Origin of the sequence: Brevibacillus centrosporus, assembly GCF_046622605.1 — a bacterium.
Lineage (GTDB): Bacteria > Bacillota > Bacilli > Brevibacillales > Brevibacillaceae > Brevibacillus > Brevibacillus centrosporus.
On record NZ_CP176856.1, the window covers coordinates 1781957 to 1799966 of the forward strand.

The following is an 18010-nucleotide window of genomic DNA, read 5'->3' on the forward strand; positions in this document are numbered from 1 at the left end:
CCGGATGTTCTTTTTACTTAACTGATGATTCGTCGTCGCAAGGCATCGGCGACACCTTGTGTCCGATTTTGGGCACCTAATTTCTTTAGGGCAGACTTGACATAGTCCTGAACGGTGAATTCACTGATGCCGATGTGATCAGCCATTTCCTTGATGCTCTCTCCCCAAGACATTCGCTGCAATACCTCTACCTCGCGCTTGGTCAGCTTGATTGCTTTGGATAGTGGAAATTCAGTAGCTAGCGCCTTTCCTACCTGCTCGCCGTATTGGCTGAGAGCGTCGATCAAGTTTCTGTTGATACCATCACAGCCATCTGGATGTCCGGAAATGCCTGCGTAACCAATGACGTTAGAGCCGTGAAATATAGGGACAATAAGGGCGTAGGTGGTACCATGTACATACTTCGCTGGAATTTGTCTGATCAGATCTGAATCGAGCAGGACAGCTCGCTTTTCACGAATAGCTGAATAGATAGGGGGCATGTTTCGGATGTCTTCACGCTGATCGTTGACGGAATACAGTCCCTGTGCATTTGCCCTGAGTAATCCTTCTCCCATATGGCTAAGCATCGAATAGTTGTACAGGACAGCACCCATGAATGGGAACAAATCAATGAATCCGCGGACGGTTAACACTAATTTTTCCTCGTGATAAGCAGCCGTTTCAATACGCTGGATATACGCTCGCAATGCCGGACTGACCATGGAGTGGTATCCTCCCTCCATTTTAGGGGTCGTGCACTACCTGTTTTTAGGGGATATATCCGTTTTTTTTCACGAAATATAATAGAATTGTAGCGCTTTCATTTTAACAAAAGGCTTATCTAGGCGTAAAGGAAGTATTGTCGGAATAATTCGACAATAAAAGGGGTGTTTACGAAAACGACTACACAGCTGGCTCGCATCCAGCGCGAACACTTGGCAGATCGAAGCCGAGTGAATTTGCCGTGAGCTTTGGAGTCACGTGCTGGACCAAGCTTGTCCACACGACACTGGTATCCGAGCAAAGGAAGCACCTATGGGCATGGATTTTTTAGAAGAAGAATAGAGGGGTCAGGTGAGTTTATGACGATAGCTTCATCGCGTTTCGGTGTGAGGACGGAAGTGATCAACGGAGCTGGGGTGCGCAGCATGCTGCCTGAGCTATTGCGAGGGCTGGGAGCGAGGCGCGCTGTACTCTTCACGGATCAAGGATTAAATCGTGCCGGGATTACAGAAAAAATTACAGAGCTGTTTCAGGAAATGCCGGAATCGGTTCAGCTGGTAGGCGTCTTCGACGAAATTGAGCAGGACGCCAAGGCAGAAAACATAAACAAGGCAGCGATGTTTGTAAAGGAATGTCAAGGGGATGCGTTGATCGCTTTGGGTGGGGGGAGTGTTCTGGATGCCTGCAAGGCGACAAAGTGGTTGCTGCACAAGAATCACCCTGACATCCGCGATTTGATGCAGGGCTCCACGAGAGAGACGTGGCCGCAGGTACAGCCGATTCCCATTCCTCACATCGCGATTCCGACCACAGCGGGAACAGGTTCAGAAGTATCCCCGATCGCAGTGGTGTACAATGATCGGTTGCAAATAAAAACGAATTTGTCGAGCCCGTTCATCAGCGCGGATATTGCTTTGCTGGACCCTGAGCTTACAGTCGGACTTCCGCCGCGAATTACTGCCTTCACGGGATATGATGCGCTCACACACGCAGTCGAAGCTTACTTTTCCCCGAGAGCAAATCCTATGACGGATGCCTTTGCGTTGCATGCGACGAAGATCATTGTCGAGAATTTGCCAAAAGCGGTGTCTTCGGGAACCGATTTGCAGGCACGATCAAACATGCTGATGGCAAGCGCGATGGCCATTACTTCTTTTAGCCTCGCGATCACTGCCATCCCTGTTCACAATATGGCTCATGCGTTTGGAGCGAAAATCGGGATCCCGCATGGTTTGGCAAATGCCGTTTTGCTGCCAAATGTGATGGGTGCTCTCCCTCACTTGTACCTGCCTAGAATCAACGGGTTTGCAGAAGCGCTCGGGCTATCGGTCCACGATGTCGAACCAAAGGCATGCTTGCAGCAGGTCATTGCCTTTATTCGAGAGCTGCGCTCGGGAATTGGCTTGCCAGACACATTCGCTGAATTTGGATTCGATGAGAAAAGGATCGCCGTTATGGTTCCGGCGGTGCTGAGTGATCCAACCGCACTCGCCTTCAAAATCCCATCAGATACGATCGTGCAAATCTGCCAGGAGGTAGCAGGTGCACCATTATCCGTACAGGAGGAGAGCTCGCGATGACACTGGATCCGAAAGCAAAAGCATTTCTGGACATGGGGGCAGCGGCAGGGGACCCACCTATGAGTACCCTGACCCCAGAGCAAAACCGAGAGCGCACAGCGGGCTTGAAGGCACTGTCGGGAGAGCCCAAGCCGGTAGCAAAAGTAGAGAGCCGGATGATTCCTGTAGAGGGAGCAGAGATTGAGCTGCGCATTTACACGCCTGAAGGTTCGGGATCCTTTCCGTTGCTTGTCTATTTTCATGGAGGCGGCTGGGTCATCGGGGATGTAGAGACGGTGGACACGGTATGCCGCAATATTGCGCACGAGTCCGAGTGTGTGGTGGCTTCTGTCAACTATCGATTGTCACCTGAGCATAAATTTCCAGTACCTGTAGAAGATTGCTACGCGGCCGTGCAGTGGGTAGCTTCGCATGCGCAGGAATTGCAAGAAGATGCCTCGCGTCTCGCTGTAGGAGGAGACAGCGCGGGAGGAAATCTAGCAGCGGTCGTCTCCCAGCTGGCAAAAGAACGCAAAGGTCCAGAGATCTCTCTCCAGGTACTCATATATCCGGTCACACAGGTAGGGAGTGACACCGAGTCCTATCGTGAAAATGGAGAGGGCTACTTCCTCACGGCGGATAGCATGCAGTGGTTCTTCCAGCAGTATTTGAATACGGACGAAGAGAAGATGGACGTGCGTGTGTCCCCGCTGCTCGCGGAAGATTTGCGCGGGCTGCCGCCGGCCTTGGTTATTACTGCAGAATACGACCCGCTGCGGGATGAGGGAGAAATGTACGCGGAACGGCTGAAGCAGGCAGGGGTATCGGTCGAGCTCACACGGTATGATGGAATGATTCATGGTTTTTTTTGGATGGCGGGCATTATGGACCAAGGCGGCCAGGCTATTTCGCAGGTATCGAGTCGCTTACGGTCGGTTTTTGAGCGACTGTAAAAAAAGGACTTTTCGCTGGTGATGAGGGGGAATCGTCGATGAAGTTTGTCGCCTTTCACTTGATGCCCTATCGGGAGCTGCCTGCCGATTTTGAGGAAACGTACCCAAGCGTCTGGGTCACGCCTCCCAAGAAGCTGTATGACCCGAAAAAAGGTCATCGGATGTACCACGATTATCTGGATGAACTGGAGTTTGCGGTGGACCTCGGGTTTGACGCTGTAGGCGTAAATGAACATCATAGCAACGCGTACGGTCTGATGCCCTCGCCCAATCTGATGGGTGCCATTCTCTCCCGTAAAGTGCGGCACAGTGATCAAACAAGCCTGATCGTCCTAGGAAACAGTTTGGCTTCGTACAATCCACCGATTCGGGTGGCGGAGGAAATGGCGATGCTGGATGTGCTCTCGGGTGGCAAGTTTATCGCTGGCTTTCCGGTAGGGACGTCCATGGATCAAAACTACGCGTACGGGATCAATCCTGCCGAGCTTCGCGAACGCTACTACGAGGCACACGACCTGATCACGAAGACGTGGAAGACGGATGAGATCCTGACCTACAACGGCCGGTGCAGGAGGCCTTACTTGGGATCCGTTTCTCGATGAGTTGTCCAATCATTACCAGGTAATCGCGCCGCATTTTCCGGGAACAGGGAATTCCTCCGGGCTGGAAAACATACGGGATTTGTGGGATTTGGTTCTCTGCTATTACGATTTATTTGACGGATTGGGATTGGATAGCGCTACGGTGATTGGGCATTCGCTGGGCGGGATGATAGCCCTGGAGCTGGCCGCCTCTGATCAAAGCCGTGTGAAACAAATTGTCGCGATCGCGCCAACAGGATTGTTTAAAGACGAAGAGCCCGTACCGGATTTGTTCGCTATGCTGCCAGATGAGGTAGCAAATATCATGGTAGCGGACACGGCTTCACCCGTAGCTGAGATGCTGCGATATATGCCGAGGGAGACGGAAAAACGGATCGAAGCAACGATTCAGCGTATGCAAAATATGCAGGCGGCAGCAAAATTTCTTTGGCCCATCCCAGATAAAGGACTGGGGCGCAGAATGCACCGAATCAAAGCGCCGACACTGCTGATCTGGGGACAGCAAGACCGCTTCATCCCTGTTTCGTACGCGGAGGATTTTTGCAGGGGCATCATCCGTTCCGAGCTGGTGGTGATCGATCAGGCGGCACATCTCGTGACGTTGGAGCAGACGGAGCAGGTTTTAGAAGCGGTCAAAGGGTTTGTGGGAGCTTATCAGGACGATGCCTACGGGAGGGTAAACGGATGAGACAGGAGTTCATTTCGACCCAGCAGCGAGGATTGCGTACAGAGCTGCTGCCTTACCAGTTGTATCAAAAAGCGAAGCGGTTTGGCATGTGGGACCCCCAAGATATCGACTTCTCTCAGGATCGCGAAGACTATGCTGCGATGACAGAGGAGCAGAAAAACGAGACCTTGGGCAGAATCGCCGGATTTTTAGGAGGAGAAGAAGCCGTTACTTTGGATCTGCTGCCTTTGATCATGGTAATAGCCAAGCAGGGCCGACTTGAGGAAGAGATGTTTTTGACGACCTTCCTGTTCGAAGAGGCGAAGCATACCGAATTTTTTCGGCTGGCTGTTGATGAAATTGGAGAGAAACGAGATTTAAGTCAGTTTCATGGGGATGTCTATAAAAAGATCTTTCACGATATACTCCCTACCGCATTGAACCGGCTGCTGACGGATGAATCACCAGAAGCGCTTGCAGAAGCATCGACTGTGTACAACATGTTCGTAGAAGGGGTCTTGGCGGAAACGGGATATTACGCCTTTTATGAAGGTCTGAACAAAGCGGGAGTCATGCCCGGACTGATGAAAGGGATTGGCTACCTCAAGACCGATGAGGCCCGGCATATTAGCTATGGCACCTTTCTCTTGCAGCGACTGATCTGTGAGCATCCGCATGTCCACGACGTGATCGTCAAAAAGATGGCAGAGCTAGCTCCGTTAGCGACCCAGCTGTACCAGGGAGTCGATCCGGAAAGAAAGGCAAGCGCATACGGCGTCCGTGTAGAGGAAGTCCAGCAATTTGCCAAAAAGCAATTGGCGGTGCGCATGGAAGTGCTGGCAAGAGCAAAGGGCCAGACGATGGAAGAGCTGTATAAGCAGACAAGAGCAGCGGTGGATCTATAGGAATAGCCTCTTTGAAGGATAAAATACTGCAGGCACTCGGGAATTCCTGAGTGCTTTTTCATTTGCATGTACTAGACATCAGGAAAAAGCGGGAACTGCAGCTCCGACCCAAGTCGGAAGAAAAAACCATCAAACGTCTGTGTCGGGTTGACTTACTGTCGCCATACAATAAAAAGCGTTACAGGAAAACATTGGATAGGGAGAGAGACTAGATGAGAAAACAAAAATGGATGATGACAGGTGCTTCTATGCTGGTAGCTGCCGCTATGCTTGTGCCAGGTGCTTTCGCAAAAGAGAAGGACGATTCGTATGTAGCGCCTTCCAGCGTCTTTGGTTCGCAGGCTTTGTTTGGAGAGAAGAAGCTGCCGACATACGGTCCAGCCCATTTCTTTGCACCACCAGAAAACGAGAACAACGATCGCTAAAGCCAGGAACGGTTGATGGACATAAGCTGTCAGACTTGGGATAGGTCTGGCGGCTATTTTCTTTTCGGGGGACGAATCGCCAGTTGCTGTCCTCCCACATATGATGGTGGGTGAATCAATGCAAGAAAGGAGTTTGGCTGATGAGCGATCGCCACATGATGGCGGATGAGGATCTGCAGGTCTGGGCATACCGACTGGAAGCCAAGGCGCCCATGGACGTTTTGGTGACAGCGGTGGAAAATTATGCGAGCGGACTCGTTCTCGCATCTAGCTTTGGTGCGGAAGACGTCGTATTGATCGACATGCTGCACAAGCTAGCACCCACGATTCCTGTCTTTTATTTGGACACGAACAAACATTTTAACGAGACGTACGATACACGTGATCGGCTGCAGGAGCGGTACGGGACAATATTTATTCAGGTTCTGCCCCAACTGACGCTAGAGGAGCAAGCCCAGCAGCATGGCGACAAGCTGTGGGAGCGAGAACCGAATCTCTGCTGTGAGATTCGCAAGGTAGAGCCGTTGAAGCGGGTGCTTTCCCAGTATCAGGCTTGGGTGACGGGTATCCGCAGAGAGCAGGCGCCTACCCGGGCAAACGCAAAAAAAGTGGAATGGGATGAAAAGTTCAACCTGGTGAAGTTCAATCCACTCGCAGATTGGACCGAGCGCCAAGTCTGGGAATATATACATGTCAATGATGTCCCATACAATCCTTTGCACGATCGAAACTTTCCCAGCATCGGCTGCAGCGTGTGTACGCGTGCGGTACTGCCGGGTCAGGACCCTCGATCGGGAAGATGGGCAGGTCACGAAAAAACGGAATGCGGGCTGCACAAATGAGCGGCAGGGGAGGAGAAAAAATGACACAGACAAACCTGCTGACAAAGACCATTATCATCGACAGATGGACGCTATCTGACATTGATTGTCTCGCGATTGGCGCATTTGCACCCCTTGCCGGATTCATGGGAGAAGAAGATTATCACGCTGTTGTCGAGACGATGCGACTGGCGAGTGGAGCCGTTTGGCCGCTGCCGGTCACACTGGCTGTAGACGAGGCAAAGCATGGCACCATCCAGGTCGGCGAGCGTGTCTTGCTGCGTGGCGAAGACGGTGTCGACTATGCGATTTTACACGTGGAAAGCAGCTATCGTCCAGACAAAAGGCGGGAAGCCCAGCAGGTCTTTCGGACGACAGATTTGGAGCATCCAGGGGTAAAAAAACTGATGCAAAAAGGCGAGGTGTACTTGGGCGGACCGCTGGAATATTTACAGCGGCCAGTACCTGAGCAATTCGCTGACTATTACCTCACTCCGACTCAGACGCGAGAGATTTTTCAGCAAAAAAACTGGAAAACCATCGTGGGCTTTCAAACGCGCAATCCCGTGCACAGGGCACATGAATATATCCAAAAAGCAGCATTGGAAACCGTCGATGGCCTGTTTTTAAATCCGTTGATGGGTGAAACGAAATCAGATGACGTTCCGGCTGTCGTGCGAATGGAAAGCTATCTGGCACTCTTGGAAAATTACTACCCAGCCAATCGTGTCCTGCTCGCTGCCTTTCCCGCTGCGATGCGCTACGCAGGCCCGAGAGAAGCAGTTTTCCATGCGATGGTGCGCAAAAATTACGGCTGCACTCATTTTATCGTGGGACGCGATCATGCAGGGGTAGGCGATTATTACGGAACCTATGACGCCCAGCATATCTTCTCGGAATTCGAGCCAGAAGAGCTGGGGATATCACTTTTGTTTTTCGAGCACAGCTTTTATTGCAAGAGCTGCGAAGGGATGGCCACGACCAAGACGTGCCCGCACGATAAGAGTCAGCATGTGACTTTATCCGGAACCAAGGTACGTGAAATGCTGAGAAACGGTATCGTCCCTCCTCCGCAATTCAGTAGACCGGAAGTGGCGAAAATATTGATCGATGGATTGAGTGAGAAGGCACGAAAAGCGTGAGTGAGAGAGTGCGGAACGGGTTGTGCCGTTCCGTTTTCCTCTCTTTTTATGAGGACGAGCCAGCTTGTTCTTGTATGCGCTTTCATCCAAAACCCTTGCTATGTCGCCGATTTTTATTGAACGTTCGTTCGGACGAAAGTCTAAAAAAATGTCGTTCTTTTCGTTGACACCCCCTAGGTGCCTAGCTATAATCAGACGTAACACTTTATATTCTGACAACAACAATATTGAAAATATTGTTATAATATCAGGCTATGACGAGGAGGATGCGCGTCAACTCTTTTCCAGAGAGCCCGGATTGCTGAGAACCGGGTAAAGAGCGCTCGCATTGCTCGCCTCCGAGCTGTTTCGCTGAAACTTGCGCAAGTAGGTAGTAGGCAGAACCGTTTAACACCCGTTAGCGTGTTACAGTCCACAATACGTTGTGACTGGCTGAGATCGGCTGACCGTGAGGCGCCGATAAAGTTGGGTGGTACCGCGAACCCTTTCGCCCCAAAAGACATGGAAATCGAACCGTGTCGGGGCGAAAGGGTTTTTCTATGTTGTTATAGTTATTTTCAATACCTGTTGGAAAGTGGGAGGAGGAGAGGAAATGAGTGTTGAAATGGCCGAAATGCAGAGAAAGAATAGTATTCCACCGATTCAGTTCGGCGAAGAGGTTACGGGGGCAGAAACATTGCTTCGGTGTTTACTCCTCGAAGAAGTAGAATACATCTTCGGCTATCCAGGTGGGGCAGTACTTCCGATTTACGATTCCTTGTACGGGAGCTACTTCAAACACATTTTGACCCGCCATGAACAAGGAGCGATCCACGCAGCTGACGGGTACGCTCGTGCTACGGGCAAACCGGGAGTATGTATCGCAACATCCGGTCCAGGGGCAACCAACCTGGTAACAGGAATTGCGACTGCGCAAATGGACTCGGTTCCGCTGGTGTGCATCACGGGTAACGTCGCTCAGTCGTTGATTGGGACAGACGCTTTCCAGGAAGCAAATATCACGGGGATCACGGTTCCGATTACGAAGCACAGCTATTTCGTTCGGGACGTGCGCGATCTGCCACGCATCGTAAAAGAAGCGTTCCACATCGCCACGACAGGCCGTCCGGGCCCTGTGTTGATCGATATCCCTAAAGATGTCGCGAATGCCATTGCACCGTTCACCTATCCAGATCATGTAGAAATTCGCGGCTACCGAGCTGAGGTAGTTCCGGAGGATGAAGAGGTTCAAAAGTTTATCGATGCAATCAAAACGGCAAAGCGTCCCGTAATCATGGCAGGTGGCGGTATCATCGCAGCCAGTGCCGACAAGGAACTGCTTGCTTTTGCAGAGAAAACACGGATTCCGGTTATCAATACTTTCATGGGTCTGGGTGGTTTTCCGGGAACACATGAGCTGTCTCTCGGAATGCCAGGAATGCACGGTAACTTCACGGCGAACCAAGCGCTGCTCAACGCCGATTGTGTCATCGGTTTAGGTGTCCGCTTCGACGACCGGATCACCATGGGTCGCACCAAGGAATTCGCACCAAATGCTCGCATCGTCCACGTCGATATCGATCCGGCCGAGTTGGGTAAAAACGTATCCACAGCGGTGACCGTCACTGGCGATGTGAAAAACACGTTGGAAAGAGCGATTCCGCTGGTGACCGCATGTGAATCAGAGGCATGGATCAAGCAGCTGAAAGACTGGCAGCAAAAACAGCCGTACAAGTACAAGACAGACGGAGATACGTTGAAGCCGCAAGCTGTCATTGAACTGCTGTACAGCTCCACAGATGGGGAAGCGATCGTCACTACTGACGTAGGACAGCACCAGATGTGGACAGCACAATACTACAAGTTCAAAAACGCTCGCTCTTTCATCTCTTCCGGTGGTCTTGGCACGATGGGCTTTGGCTTCCCGGCTGCGATCGGGGCGCAAATCGCTCACCCGGAACGCACGACCATTGCTGTAGTGGGAGATGGCGGCTTCCAGATGACGAATCAGGAGCTCGCAATCGTATCCCAATACAACATTCCGGTGAAGGTCGCAATCGTCAACAACCAGTGCTTAGGGATGGTTCGTCAATGGCAAGAGTTGTTCTACGACAACCGTTACAGCCAAATCGACCTGACCTGCAGCCCGGATTTCGTCAAGCTGGCTGAAGCATACGGCGTCAAAGGCTTGCGGGCATCAACTCCGCAAGAAGCCGAAGCAGTGTGGGCAGAAGCGCTGGCACATGACGGTCCAGTCGTGGTTGACTTCCGTGTCGCACAGGGAGAAAACGTCTATCCAATGGTAGCTGCTGGAGACACACTAGATCAGATGGAATTGGGGGAAGAGTAAGATGCAGCAGCACACGATTGCCGTACTCGTCAACGACTACCCCGGGGTGTTGACCCGCGTATCCACCTTGTTTGGTCAACGCGCGTTCAACATCGACAGCATCACGGTAGGGGGCACAGAAGAGGCAGGCCTGTCGCGGATGATTATCACCACCGGGGGAGATGACCGTCAGATTGAACAGCTGATGAAACAGCTGCACAAGCTGATCGACGTTATTTCCGTGACCAATCTCAGTGCAAACCCGTACGTGTCTCGGGAGTTGGCGCTCATTAAGGTCAGCGCATCACCTAGTCAATTGGCTGAGCTGAACGGGATTGTTGAACCGTTCCGTGCAGCGATCGTCGACGTAGGGCCAAGCTCCTTGATTGTTCAGGTCACAGGTGATTCTGAGAAGATTGACGCGCTGCTCGTATTGCTGCAAAGCTATGGTGTACTCGAATTGACGAGAACCGGCTCAGTAGCGATGGCTCGCAGTATTGTTCCAGCAACAGCCGCTGCAATGGTTTAAATTGCAAAATTCTGAATAGAAATTCACACTAAACATCATTTTAGGGAGGCTACACAAATGGTAAAAATGTATTATGAAGCAGACGTAAAACAAGAGGTACTGCGTGGCAAAACAATCGCGATCATCGGTTATGGAAGCCAAGGACACGCGCAAGCACAGAACCTGCGCGATAGCGGATATAAAGTAGTTGTAGGTCTGCGCCCAGGGAAATCTTGGGACGTTGCAGTAAAAGACGGCTTCGAAGTTTTAACAGTAGCAGAAGCAACAAAACGCGCTGATGTGGTACAAATCCTGATGCCAGACGAGCGTCAAGCACAAGTATACCGCGATGAAGTAGCTCCAAACCTGAAATCCGGCGCAGCTCTGTGCTTCTCCCATGGTTTCAACATCCACTACGCTCAAATCTTGCCACCAGCTGACGTTGACGTAATCATGGCAGCTCCAAAAAGCCCGGGTCACCTGGTTCGCCGCGTATACCAAGAAGGCTTTGGCGTACCTGGCTTGATCGCCATCTACCAAGATGCGACTGGCAATGCAAAAGACCTGGCTCTTGCATACTCCAGCGGGATCGGTTGCACCAAAGCAGGTGTTATCGAAACAACCTTCCGTGAAGAAACCGAAACAGACCTGTTCGGTGAGCAAGCTGTCCTTTGCGGTGGCGCGAGCGAGCTCGTAAAAGCTGGCTTCGACACATTGGTAGAAGCTGGATACGCTCCAGAAATCGCCTACTTCGAGTGCTTGCATGAGCTGAAGCTGATCGTTGACCTGATGTACGAAGGTGGCCTGGCTCGTATGCGCTACTCCATCTCCGACACAGCTGAATACGGTGACTACAGCACAGGCCGCCGTATCATCACTGACGAAACGCGCAAAGAAATGAAAAAAGTACTGGCTGAAATCCAAGATGGTACCTTCGCTCGCAACTGGATCCTGGAAAACCAAGCAAACCGTCCTGGCTTCACTTCCCGCCGTCGCCTGGAAGCAGAACACGGCATCGAAGTAGTAGGGGAGCAGCTGCGTGGCATGATGTCTTGGCTGAATAAAGAAACGAAAAAAGAAGAAGCGAAAATCGGTCAATAATTGGCCTGCTCACAGACAATATATAATGTAGGAAATAAAGTGGAGGTGAAAAGTTCATGCGGACCATTGAGATTTTTGATACGACCCTGCGGGATGGAGAGCAGTCTCCTGGCGTCAATATCAGCACGAACGAAAAGGTGGAGATTGCCCTTCAACTAGAAAAGTTGGGCGTAACGAGGATCGAGGCAGGCTTTGCAGCTGCCTCCCCTGGTGACCAAAAGTCGGTGGCCGAAGTGGCGAAGCGGGTGAAAAACTCGACTGTCGTAAGCCTGGCACGTGCCGTTAAAGACGACATGGATAAAGCATACGAAGCGCTTCGCGACGCGCAAAACGCATCCCTCCACGTCTTTCTTGCAACATCTCCGATTCACCGTCAGTACAAGCTGAATATGAGCAAGGAGCAAGTGCTGGAGCGCGCTGTCGAAGCGGTCACCTACGCGAAAAAGTACTTCACAGAGGTACAATTTTCCGCAGAGGATGCGGCTCGTACAGAAATCGACTTTCTGGCACAGGTCGTCGAGGCGGTCATCAAGGCCGGCGCTACCACGGTCAATATTCCGGATACGGTTGGCTACATGACGCCAATCCAGTACGGACAGATCTTCAGTGACTTAAGACGCCTCGTACCGGCAACGGAAGGCATTCGCCTGAGCTGCCACTGCCATGACGATCTGGGTATGGCGGTAGCCAACAGCCTTGCTGCTGTCGAAGCAGGAGCGACACAAGTAGAGGGAACCATCAACGGGATCGGCGAGCGTGCCGGTAACGCGGCCCTTGAAGAAGTCGCACTGGCTCTGGAAACGCGCAAGGATTACTACCAGGCGACGACCAAGCTTCATTTGAAAGAAATCGCACGTACCAGCCAACTGGTCAGTCGTTTGACAGGGATGATCGTTCCGGGGAACAAAGCCGTTGTGGGAGCAAACGCTTTTGCACACGAATCTGGCATTCATCAGGACGGCGTGCTGAAGGAAGTTACCACGTACGAGATCATCCGTCCAGAGTCGGTCGGCTTCAAGTCGAACAAACTGGTGCTCGGTAAACACTCGGGTCGCCATGCGTTTAAAGAGAAGCTGATTGAGCTCGGCTACCATTTGGAGCAGGAAGAAGTAAACACAGCGTTTGCTGCCTTCAAGGTACTGTGCGACAAGAAAAAAGAAATCAGCGATGACGATATTCTCGCGCTGGTCGATACCAAAATGGTAAAAGGCCAGGAAGCCTTCCAGCTGGAATCTGTCCAGCTCACTTACGGAAACCTCTCCGTGCCAACAGCGAGTGTGCGGTTGATGTGCGCAGATGGCTCCGCGGTGGAAGAAGCAGCAGTCGGGAATGGCTCCGTCGATTCGATCTACAAAGCCATTGACCGTGCGACAGGCGAAGATGTGACGCTTGTTGACTACAAGATCCTTTCCGTTACACAAGGGAAGGACGCATTAGGTGAAGTGTTCGTCCGTCTGCAGCAGGGTGATCTCACGGTGACTGGCCGCGGTGTGAGCACAGACGTTTTGGAAGCGAGTGCGATCGCCTATGTACGTGCCATCAACAAGATTCTCGAGCGTCGGGGCGAATCCGTGCCAGTAGGTGTCAACTAATAACCGCATTCCCCCTTTGGGTAGGATGAGGGAACCAGTAGAGAACGGAAACCATTACAGAATAGAAAAGCGGGATAGACGATGAAAAAAGAGTATCGTATTGCCGTTCTTCCAGGAGACGGTATTGGACCGGAAATCATGCAGGAAGCGGTCAAAGTCCTCACTCTTGTAGGAGAACGCGAAGGAGTCACCTTTACGTGTGAAGAAGGCCGCATCGGTGGGATCGCCATCGATACGGACGGAACGCCGTTGCCGGAAGAAACGGTGAACCTGGCAAAACAAGCAGATGCTGTATTGCTGGGAGCTGTTGGCGGGCCGAAATGGGATCAAAATCCAGGCCATTTGCGCCCAGAGACGGGTCTTTTGGGAATCCGCAAGGCGCTGGGACTGTTTGCAAACATCCGCCCAGCAACGATGCACAGCTCCCTGGTAGAAGCTTCCACGCTCAAGCCGGAAGTCGTATCGGGTGTGGATCTGATCGTCGTTCGTGAGCTGACAGGCGGTATCTATTTCGGAGAGAAAAAACGCTACGATGGCCCAAATGGGGAAGTAGCAGAAGATCAATGCATTTATAATGAGGCAGAAATCGAGCGAATCATTCGCGTAGGCTTTGACATTGCTCGCAAGCGTCAAAAGCGCCTCGTTTCTGTTGACAAAGCAAACGTGCTGGAAAGCTCCCGCCTCTGGCGCAAAGTTGCTGAGCGTGTCGCTGCGGATTATCCAGATGTGGAGCTGTCGCACCAGCTGGTTGACTCGTGCGCGATGCAGCTGGTACGTGCACCGAAGCAGTTCGATGTCATTGTGACCGAGAACATGTTTGGGGACATTCTCAGTGACCAGGCAGCTATGTTGACCGGATCCATCGGTATGCTGTCCTCTGCAAGTCTGGCTGCAGGCAGCTTCGGGCTGTATGAGCCTGTTCACGGCTCTGCGCCTGACATCGCAGGAAAAGGAATTGCCAACCCATTGGCAACCATCCTGTCTGTAGCGATGATGCTCCGTCTGTCCCTCGGGATGGATGAGGCAGCCAATGCAGTGGAAAATGCCGTCTGGTCGGTTCTGGAAGCTGGCCATCGTACAGGTGACATCTCCAGCGATCGCAGCAAAGCTATCGGCACAGTGGAGATGGGGCAACTGGTTCGCGACGAGCTGTCCAAAACTTGGGTACAGAAGTAAGCAAGCAAACCCTGCCGTTTTCCCTTGGGATGAATGGCAGGGTTTTTGTTTGACCAAATAACTGTACTAAGTATTATAATATACTGTAGATAGGTAATCTTGGAGGGAACATACTGTGGCTTCCATACCGTTTTTCATCTGTTTCTTACTCGTTCTGTTCCTCACGGTGATTGCCGGATTGGCAGCAAAACGAAGAGTGAAGGAAACGAGTGATTTTACCAATGCGAGCGGCTCTTTGACGTCAGGGATGGTCGCGGGGGCATTGGTAGGCGGGTTTGTCGGCGGGACGTCGATCGTAGGTACGGGGGAGCTGGCCTTTTCGCATGGACTCGCTTCGCTCTGGTTTACCTTGGGGGGCGGTGTTGCAGTGATCCTGCTAGGATTTACAGCGCAACGCTTTCGTCAAATGCAGGTGGAGACGCTGCCAGAGCTGATCGGGCTGCAGTATGGAGTGCAGGCTCAGCTAGTGCGCAAAGAGCTGCGGCAAAATGACATGTCTCTACGGCATGTGGATACACGGTAGTGGAAGAAAGCGAACCCCGTACTTGCCTTTTTAGAAGGAAGTACGGGGTTTTTCGCACGATTCTACCCAATTGTGATCTTGCCTTTTGGATAGCGGAAGTATTCCTTCTGCTTGCGTTGAGCCAGGGCAAAGGCGATCGTCAGTGGCCCCAACCTGCCTACAAACATCGTCAGCACGATCAGAATCTTGCCAAAAGGCGATAGCTCAGGCGTTAACCCCATCGATAAGCCAGTAGTGGCAAAGGCAGAGGTGACTTCAAACAAGATCATCTGAAACGGTGCACTCGGTTCCGTAATGGCAAGGATCATCGTGACGGCGATCACGATGAATAGACCGATCATCGTAACAGTCAAAGACTTGTAGATCATGTGAGGCAGAATGCGCTGACGGAAGAAGATGACATCTTCCTTCCCTTTGATTTGGGCTACAACAGCCCCTATCAGCGTGGCAAAGGTGGTCGTCTTGATCCCGCCGCCGGTTGATCCGGGAGAAGCCCCGATAAACATCAGCAGAATGATGAGGAACAAGGAAGATTGATGCATATCGCCAATGCTGAGCGTATTGGAGCCGGCAGTCCGTGCCGTCACGGACTGATAGAGAGAACCGAGAACTTTACCTAGAATGGACAACGGCTGAAGCGTCTTTGGATTTGTGTATTCCAGTGCGAAAATCAGGACAGTTCCTAAGACGACGAGGAAAGCGGTCGTAGATAGAACGACTTTTGTATGCAAGGATAGCCGGTGTGTATGGCGATAGTCATATACCTCGCTTACGACCATAAACCCGATCCCGCCTACGATGATCAGTGCGCAGACGACGAGTGTGACGAAGGGATCATCTACGTAGGCAGTCAGACTGGCGTAATCCCCCATCAAGTCAAAGCCGGCGTTGTTAAAGTTGGAGATCGCGTGGAAGAAGCCAAAGTAAATGGCTTTCCCCAAAGGAAAATCAAAAGCAAAGCGGATGGACAACAAGATCCCACCAATTAGCTCGGCTAAAGCAGTAAAGACCAGAATCATTTTTGCGAGCCGCACGACTCCTTCTATGGAAAGCTGGTTTAGCGATTCCTGCAGGATAAGGCGCTCACGTAAAGAGATTTTTTTTCGCATGAGTAAGGCAAAAAAAGTGGCGAGTGTCATAAATCCGAGTCCGCCGATTTGAATGAGCGAAAGAATGACGATCTGGCCAAAAACGGTAAAGGTAGTACCCGTATCTACGACTACCAGTCCGGTGACACAGGTAGCTGAAGTGGCGGTAAACAAGGCATCCAGCCAATTTAGTCCTCTTCCATCCACGGTAGCAGAAGAGAGGGTTAATAAGAAGGAGCCGATCAGAATAATGAGAGCAAACCCGATGACAAGTGTCTTGGGCGGGTCCAGGCGAAGCTTCTCAACAACTTTCCGTATCATAGTAGGGATGACCTCGACTTTTCGATGTTTCAAAGTAGGGACGATCTAGGCACTCGCTTCCATTTAGTATGGTAGGAATGCTTGGAAATATAACGAGATGCGTTTATCGGATCAAAGCTGCACCCAGACGATACAGCCAGTGCTTGAGCTCGCGTTCCTCCATAGGAGCGAGCGGGAAGCGCACGGCGGGGCGGCGCACGGTATCTTCCGGTTCATCGGCCACCCGAAAAGCGTGCCCGGGCGTGAGCTCCAGGCCTTCCTCCAGCAGCATGGCGACGATCCTGTCCTCACTTTCAGCCGCTCTGTCAGATGCTACTCCCCATTCGATCCACGTGTTTAAGCCTCCCGAAATCGGATACATGCGGGCATGGGCAGGCAGGGAGTGACGCTGCTCCTCCCACAGACGTTGAAAACGGGAATGAAAAAGAGCACGCCTGTCAGCCAGGTACACATCCGAAAACCACGGATCATCCAAGAGCTTGATCGCAGCCTCAACTACGACGAGAGAGGGCTCAGCACCAGTCATGGATACGATTTGACGGGATCTTTCCAGCTCTTCCTTGCTAAGCTCAGCTGGCAGCAACAGGATACCGAGCTGCAGATCCCGTGCGAGTGTTTTGGACAAAGAGTGCAGGTAATAGACTTGGACGGAGATTTTCGCATCGATGGCCATCTGGTACAGAGGAGTGCTGGGCTCTGAAAACCACAGATCTCCATAGTGGTCGTTTTCTACCATGCGCACGTTCTTTTGAGCCGCCCATTGCAGCAGCTCTTCCTTTCGTTGGTGCGAATAGCTGATCCCTGTAGGGAAGTGATGGTGCGGGTTGATGAGCAGCCAGTTGGCAGGGTAATGCTCATGCTCTTCGTCGAGCGCATGTATGGAGATGCCTTCCTCATCCATGCGAATGGGACGGACGGTGATCCCGCATTGACTGAGCAGACGCAAAAATACCGGATAGCTGTATTCTTCGACGTAAACCACATCCCGAGGATTCATGACTCGCTGTGCCAGGAAAGCAAAGCCGCTGGTGCTGCGGTTAAACGACAGCACGCGCTCCGGGAAATGGGGGAGTCCTCTGCGGCTCAAATGGTCCGCAAAGACTCTTGCAGCATGAGCGAGCCGGACTTTCTTTTGGGCAGATGGCTCATCCAGCACGGCCAGACTGTCGTTAAAAGCACTGCGCAGCCGCTTTACCAGCTCTTCGCCAGGGCGGGGAGAAGAGTCGGCGAGCGAGGCGATCGGGATATCGGTGAGCGGCAGCCGGCTTTCCAGCCGAGCTTCCTTGGCTCTTTGCGTCAAATAGTAGCCTTTGCCGTGGACCGCTTCCAGCCAGCCTTCTTCAGCCAGATGATCGTAGGCTTTTTTTACGGTTTCCAGCGAGCAGCCGCTCACGGTTTTCATGTCGCGCAAGGAGATCAGCTGCTGCCCGTCTACGAGAAAAGCGCCGTGCAGGATCGCTGTCTGTAATTGTTCGGCAAGCTGTATGTACATGGGCGTGTGTGCCTGCTTGTGAAAGTGAAACGCGAAAAAAGGGCGGTTTGCCATTCGGCTGCGCCTCCTTGTCTGTCAAAAATAGCAGTCAAGAGAATTATATAGGAAAAGAAGCGGATGTA

17 protein-coding genes are annotated in these 18010 nt (G+C 51.9%); 14 read left to right on the forward strand and 3 right to left on the reverse strand.

Annotated elements, in window-relative coordinates; all coding sequences use genetic code 11:
* Window positions 1-17: 17 nt before the first annotated feature.
* Window positions 18-704, reverse strand: a complete 687-nt coding sequence (locus ACLIN2_RS09260; protein ID WP_411503877.1) for a response regulator transcription factor — start codon at window positions 702-704, stop codon at window positions 18-20.
* 360 nt (window positions 705-1064) lie between these two features.
* Between ACLIN2_RS09260 and ACLIN2_RS09265 the strand changes: the two genes are divergently transcribed.
* The 14 genes from ACLIN2_RS09265 (at window position 1065) to ACLIN2_RS09330 (ending at window position 14987) form a co-directional block, all read left to right on the forward strand.
* Window positions 1065-2285, forward strand: coding sequence for an iron-containing alcohol dehydrogenase (locus ACLIN2_RS09265; protein ID WP_411503878.1), 1221 nt, complete (start codon window positions 1065-1067; stop codon window positions 2283-2285).
* A complete protein-coding gene (locus tag ACLIN2_RS09270; protein WP_411503879.1) occupies window positions 2282-3217 on the forward strand; it encodes an alpha/beta hydrolase in 936 nt (311 codons plus the stop codon). The genes ACLIN2_RS09265 and ACLIN2_RS09270 overlap by 4 nt, the downstream gene beginning before the upstream one ends.
* Before the next feature lie 38 nt (window positions 3218-3255).
* Window positions 3256-3819, forward strand: coding sequence for an LLM class flavin-dependent oxidoreductase (locus ACLIN2_RS09275; protein ID WP_411503880.1), 564 nt, complete (start codon window positions 3256-3258; stop codon window positions 3817-3819).
* Window position 3820: 1 nt separating this feature from the next.
* A complete protein-coding gene (locus tag ACLIN2_RS09280) occupies window positions 3821-4507 on the forward strand; it encodes an alpha/beta fold hydrolase (RefSeq protein ID WP_411503881.1) in 687 nt (228 codons plus the stop codon).
* Window positions 4504-5391: a R2-like ligand-binding oxidase gene (locus tag ACLIN2_RS09285; protein ID WP_092276035.1), complete on the forward strand. Its 888-nt coding sequence runs from the start codon at window positions 4504-4506 to the stop codon at window positions 5389-5391. Before ACLIN2_RS09280 ends, ACLIN2_RS09285 begins: the two co-directional genes overlap by 4 nt.
* 212 nt (window positions 5392-5603) lie before the next feature.
* A complete protein-coding gene (locus tag ACLIN2_RS09290; RefSeq protein WP_411503882.1) occupies window positions 5604-5816 on the forward strand; it encodes a hypothetical protein in 213 nt (70 codons plus the stop codon).
* Window positions 5817-5956: 140 nt separating this feature from the next.
* Window positions 5957-6658 carry a phosphoadenylyl-sulfate reductase gene (locus ACLIN2_RS09295; protein ID WP_411503883.1) on the forward strand — a complete coding sequence of 234 codons (702 nt, stop codon included), beginning with the start codon at window positions 5957-5959 and terminating at the stop codon, window positions 6656-6658.
* Between the two features lie 20 nt (window positions 6659-6678).
* The gene (gene sat, locus ACLIN2_RS09300) at window positions 6679-7779 is read left to right on the forward strand and encodes a sulfate adenylyltransferase (RefSeq protein WP_411503884.1); all 1101 of its coding nucleotides are present in this window, start codon (window positions 6679-6681) and stop codon (window positions 7777-7779) included.
* A gap of 592 nt (window positions 7780-8371) precedes the next feature.
* Window positions 8372-10108: a biosynthetic-type acetolactate synthase large subunit gene (ilvB, locus tag ACLIN2_RS09305; protein WP_092276024.1), complete on the forward strand. Its 1737-nt coding sequence runs from the start codon at window positions 8372-8374 to the stop codon at window positions 10106-10108.
* Window position 10109: 1 nt separating this feature from the next.
* Window positions 10110-10616, forward strand: coding sequence for an acetolactate synthase small subunit (ilvN, locus tag ACLIN2_RS09310; protein ID WP_400582373.1), 507 nt, complete (start codon window positions 10110-10112; stop codon window positions 10614-10616).
* Window positions 10617-10673: 57 nt separating this feature from the next.
* Window positions 10674-11696 carry a ketol-acid reductoisomerase gene (gene ilvC / locus ACLIN2_RS09315; protein ID WP_092276018.1) on the forward strand — a complete coding sequence of 341 codons (1023 nt, stop codon included), beginning with the start codon at window positions 10674-10676 and terminating at the stop codon, window positions 11694-11696.
* A gap of 56 nt (window positions 11697-11752) precedes the next feature.
* Window positions 11753-13288: a 2-isopropylmalate synthase gene (locus ACLIN2_RS09320; RefSeq protein ID WP_092276015.1), complete on the forward strand. Its 1536-nt coding sequence runs from the start codon at window positions 11753-11755 to the stop codon at window positions 13286-13288.
* Window positions 13289-13369: 81 nt separating this feature from the next.
* Window positions 13370-14464, forward strand: a complete 1095-nt coding sequence (gene leuB / locus ACLIN2_RS09325) for a 3-isopropylmalate dehydrogenase (RefSeq protein WP_411503885.1) — start codon at window positions 13370-13372, stop codon at window positions 14462-14464.
* 115 nt (window positions 14465-14579) lie between these two features.
* Window positions 14580-14987: a sodium:solute symporter family transporter gene (locus ACLIN2_RS09330; RefSeq protein ID WP_411503886.1), complete on the forward strand. Its 408-nt coding sequence runs from the start codon at window positions 14580-14582 to the stop codon at window positions 14985-14987.
* Between the two features lie 62 nt (window positions 14988-15049).
* On the opposite strand, the gene ACLIN2_RS09335 is transcribed toward ACLIN2_RS09330, so the two are convergent.
* Both ACLIN2_RS09335 and ACLIN2_RS09340 read right to left on the reverse strand, forming a co-directional pair.
* Entirely contained in the window at window positions 15050-16396 is a 1347-nt protein-coding gene (locus tag ACLIN2_RS09335; protein ID WP_122959897.1) for a TrkH family potassium uptake protein, read from the reverse strand.
* 103 nt (window positions 16397-16499) lie between these two features.
* A complete protein-coding gene (locus tag ACLIN2_RS09340) occupies window positions 16500-17942 on the reverse strand; it encodes a PLP-dependent aminotransferase family protein (protein WP_411503887.1) in 1443 nt (480 codons plus the stop codon).
* Window positions 17943-18010: the final 68 nt, after the last annotated feature.

Coding starts and splice junctions, on each gene's coding strand:
- ACLIN2_RS09260 (WP_411503877.1), bottom strand. CDS start 704: ATGGTCAGTCCGGCATTGCGAGCGTATATCCAGCGTATTGAAACGGCT.
- ACLIN2_RS09265 (WP_411503878.1), top strand. CDS start 1,065: ATGACGATAGCTTCATCGCGTTTCGGTGTGAGGACGGAAGTGATCAAC.
- ACLIN2_RS09270 (WP_411503879.1), top strand. CDS start 2,282: ATGACACTGGATCCGAAAGCAAAAGCATTTCTGGACATGGGGGCAGCG.
- ACLIN2_RS09275 (WP_411503880.1), top strand. CDS start 3,256: ATGAAGTTTGTCGCCTTTCACTTGATGCCCTATCGGGAGCTGCCTGCC.
- ACLIN2_RS09285 (WP_092276035.1), top strand. CDS start 4,504: ATGAGACAGGAGTTCATTTCGACCCAGCAGCGAGGATTGCGTACAGAG.
- ACLIN2_RS09290 (WP_411503882.1), top strand. CDS start 5,604: ATGAGAAAACAAAAATGGATGATGACAGGTGCTTCTATGCTGGTAGCT.
- ACLIN2_RS09295 (WP_411503883.1), top strand. CDS start 5,957: ATGAGCGATCGCCACATGATGGCGGATGAGGATCTGCAGGTCTGGGCA.
- sat (WP_411503884.1), top strand. CDS start 6,679: ATGACACAGACAAACCTGCTGACAAAGACCATTATCATCGACAGATGG.
- ilvB (WP_092276024.1), top strand. CDS start 8,372: ATGAGTGTTGAAATGGCCGAAATGCAGAGAAAGAATAGTATTCCACCG.
- ilvN (WP_400582373.1), top strand. CDS start 10,110: ATGCAGCAGCACACGATTGCCGTACTCGTCAACGACTACCCCGGGGTG.
- ilvC (WP_092276018.1), top strand. CDS start 10,674: ATGGTAAAAATGTATTATGAAGCAGACGTAAAACAAGAGGTACTGCGT.
- ACLIN2_RS09320 (WP_092276015.1), top strand. CDS start 11,753: ATGCGGACCATTGAGATTTTTGATACGACCCTGCGGGATGGAGAGCAG.
- leuB (WP_411503885.1), top strand. CDS start 13,370: ATGAAAAAAGAGTATCGTATTGCCGTTCTTCCAGGAGACGGTATTGGA.
- ACLIN2_RS09335 (WP_122959897.1), bottom strand. CDS start 16,396: ATGATACGGAAAGTTGTTGAGAAGCTTCGCCTGGACCCGCCCAAGACA.
- ACLIN2_RS09340 (WP_411503887.1), bottom strand. CDS start 17,942: ATGGCAAACCGCCCTTTTTTCGCGTTTCACTTTCACAAGCAGGCACAC.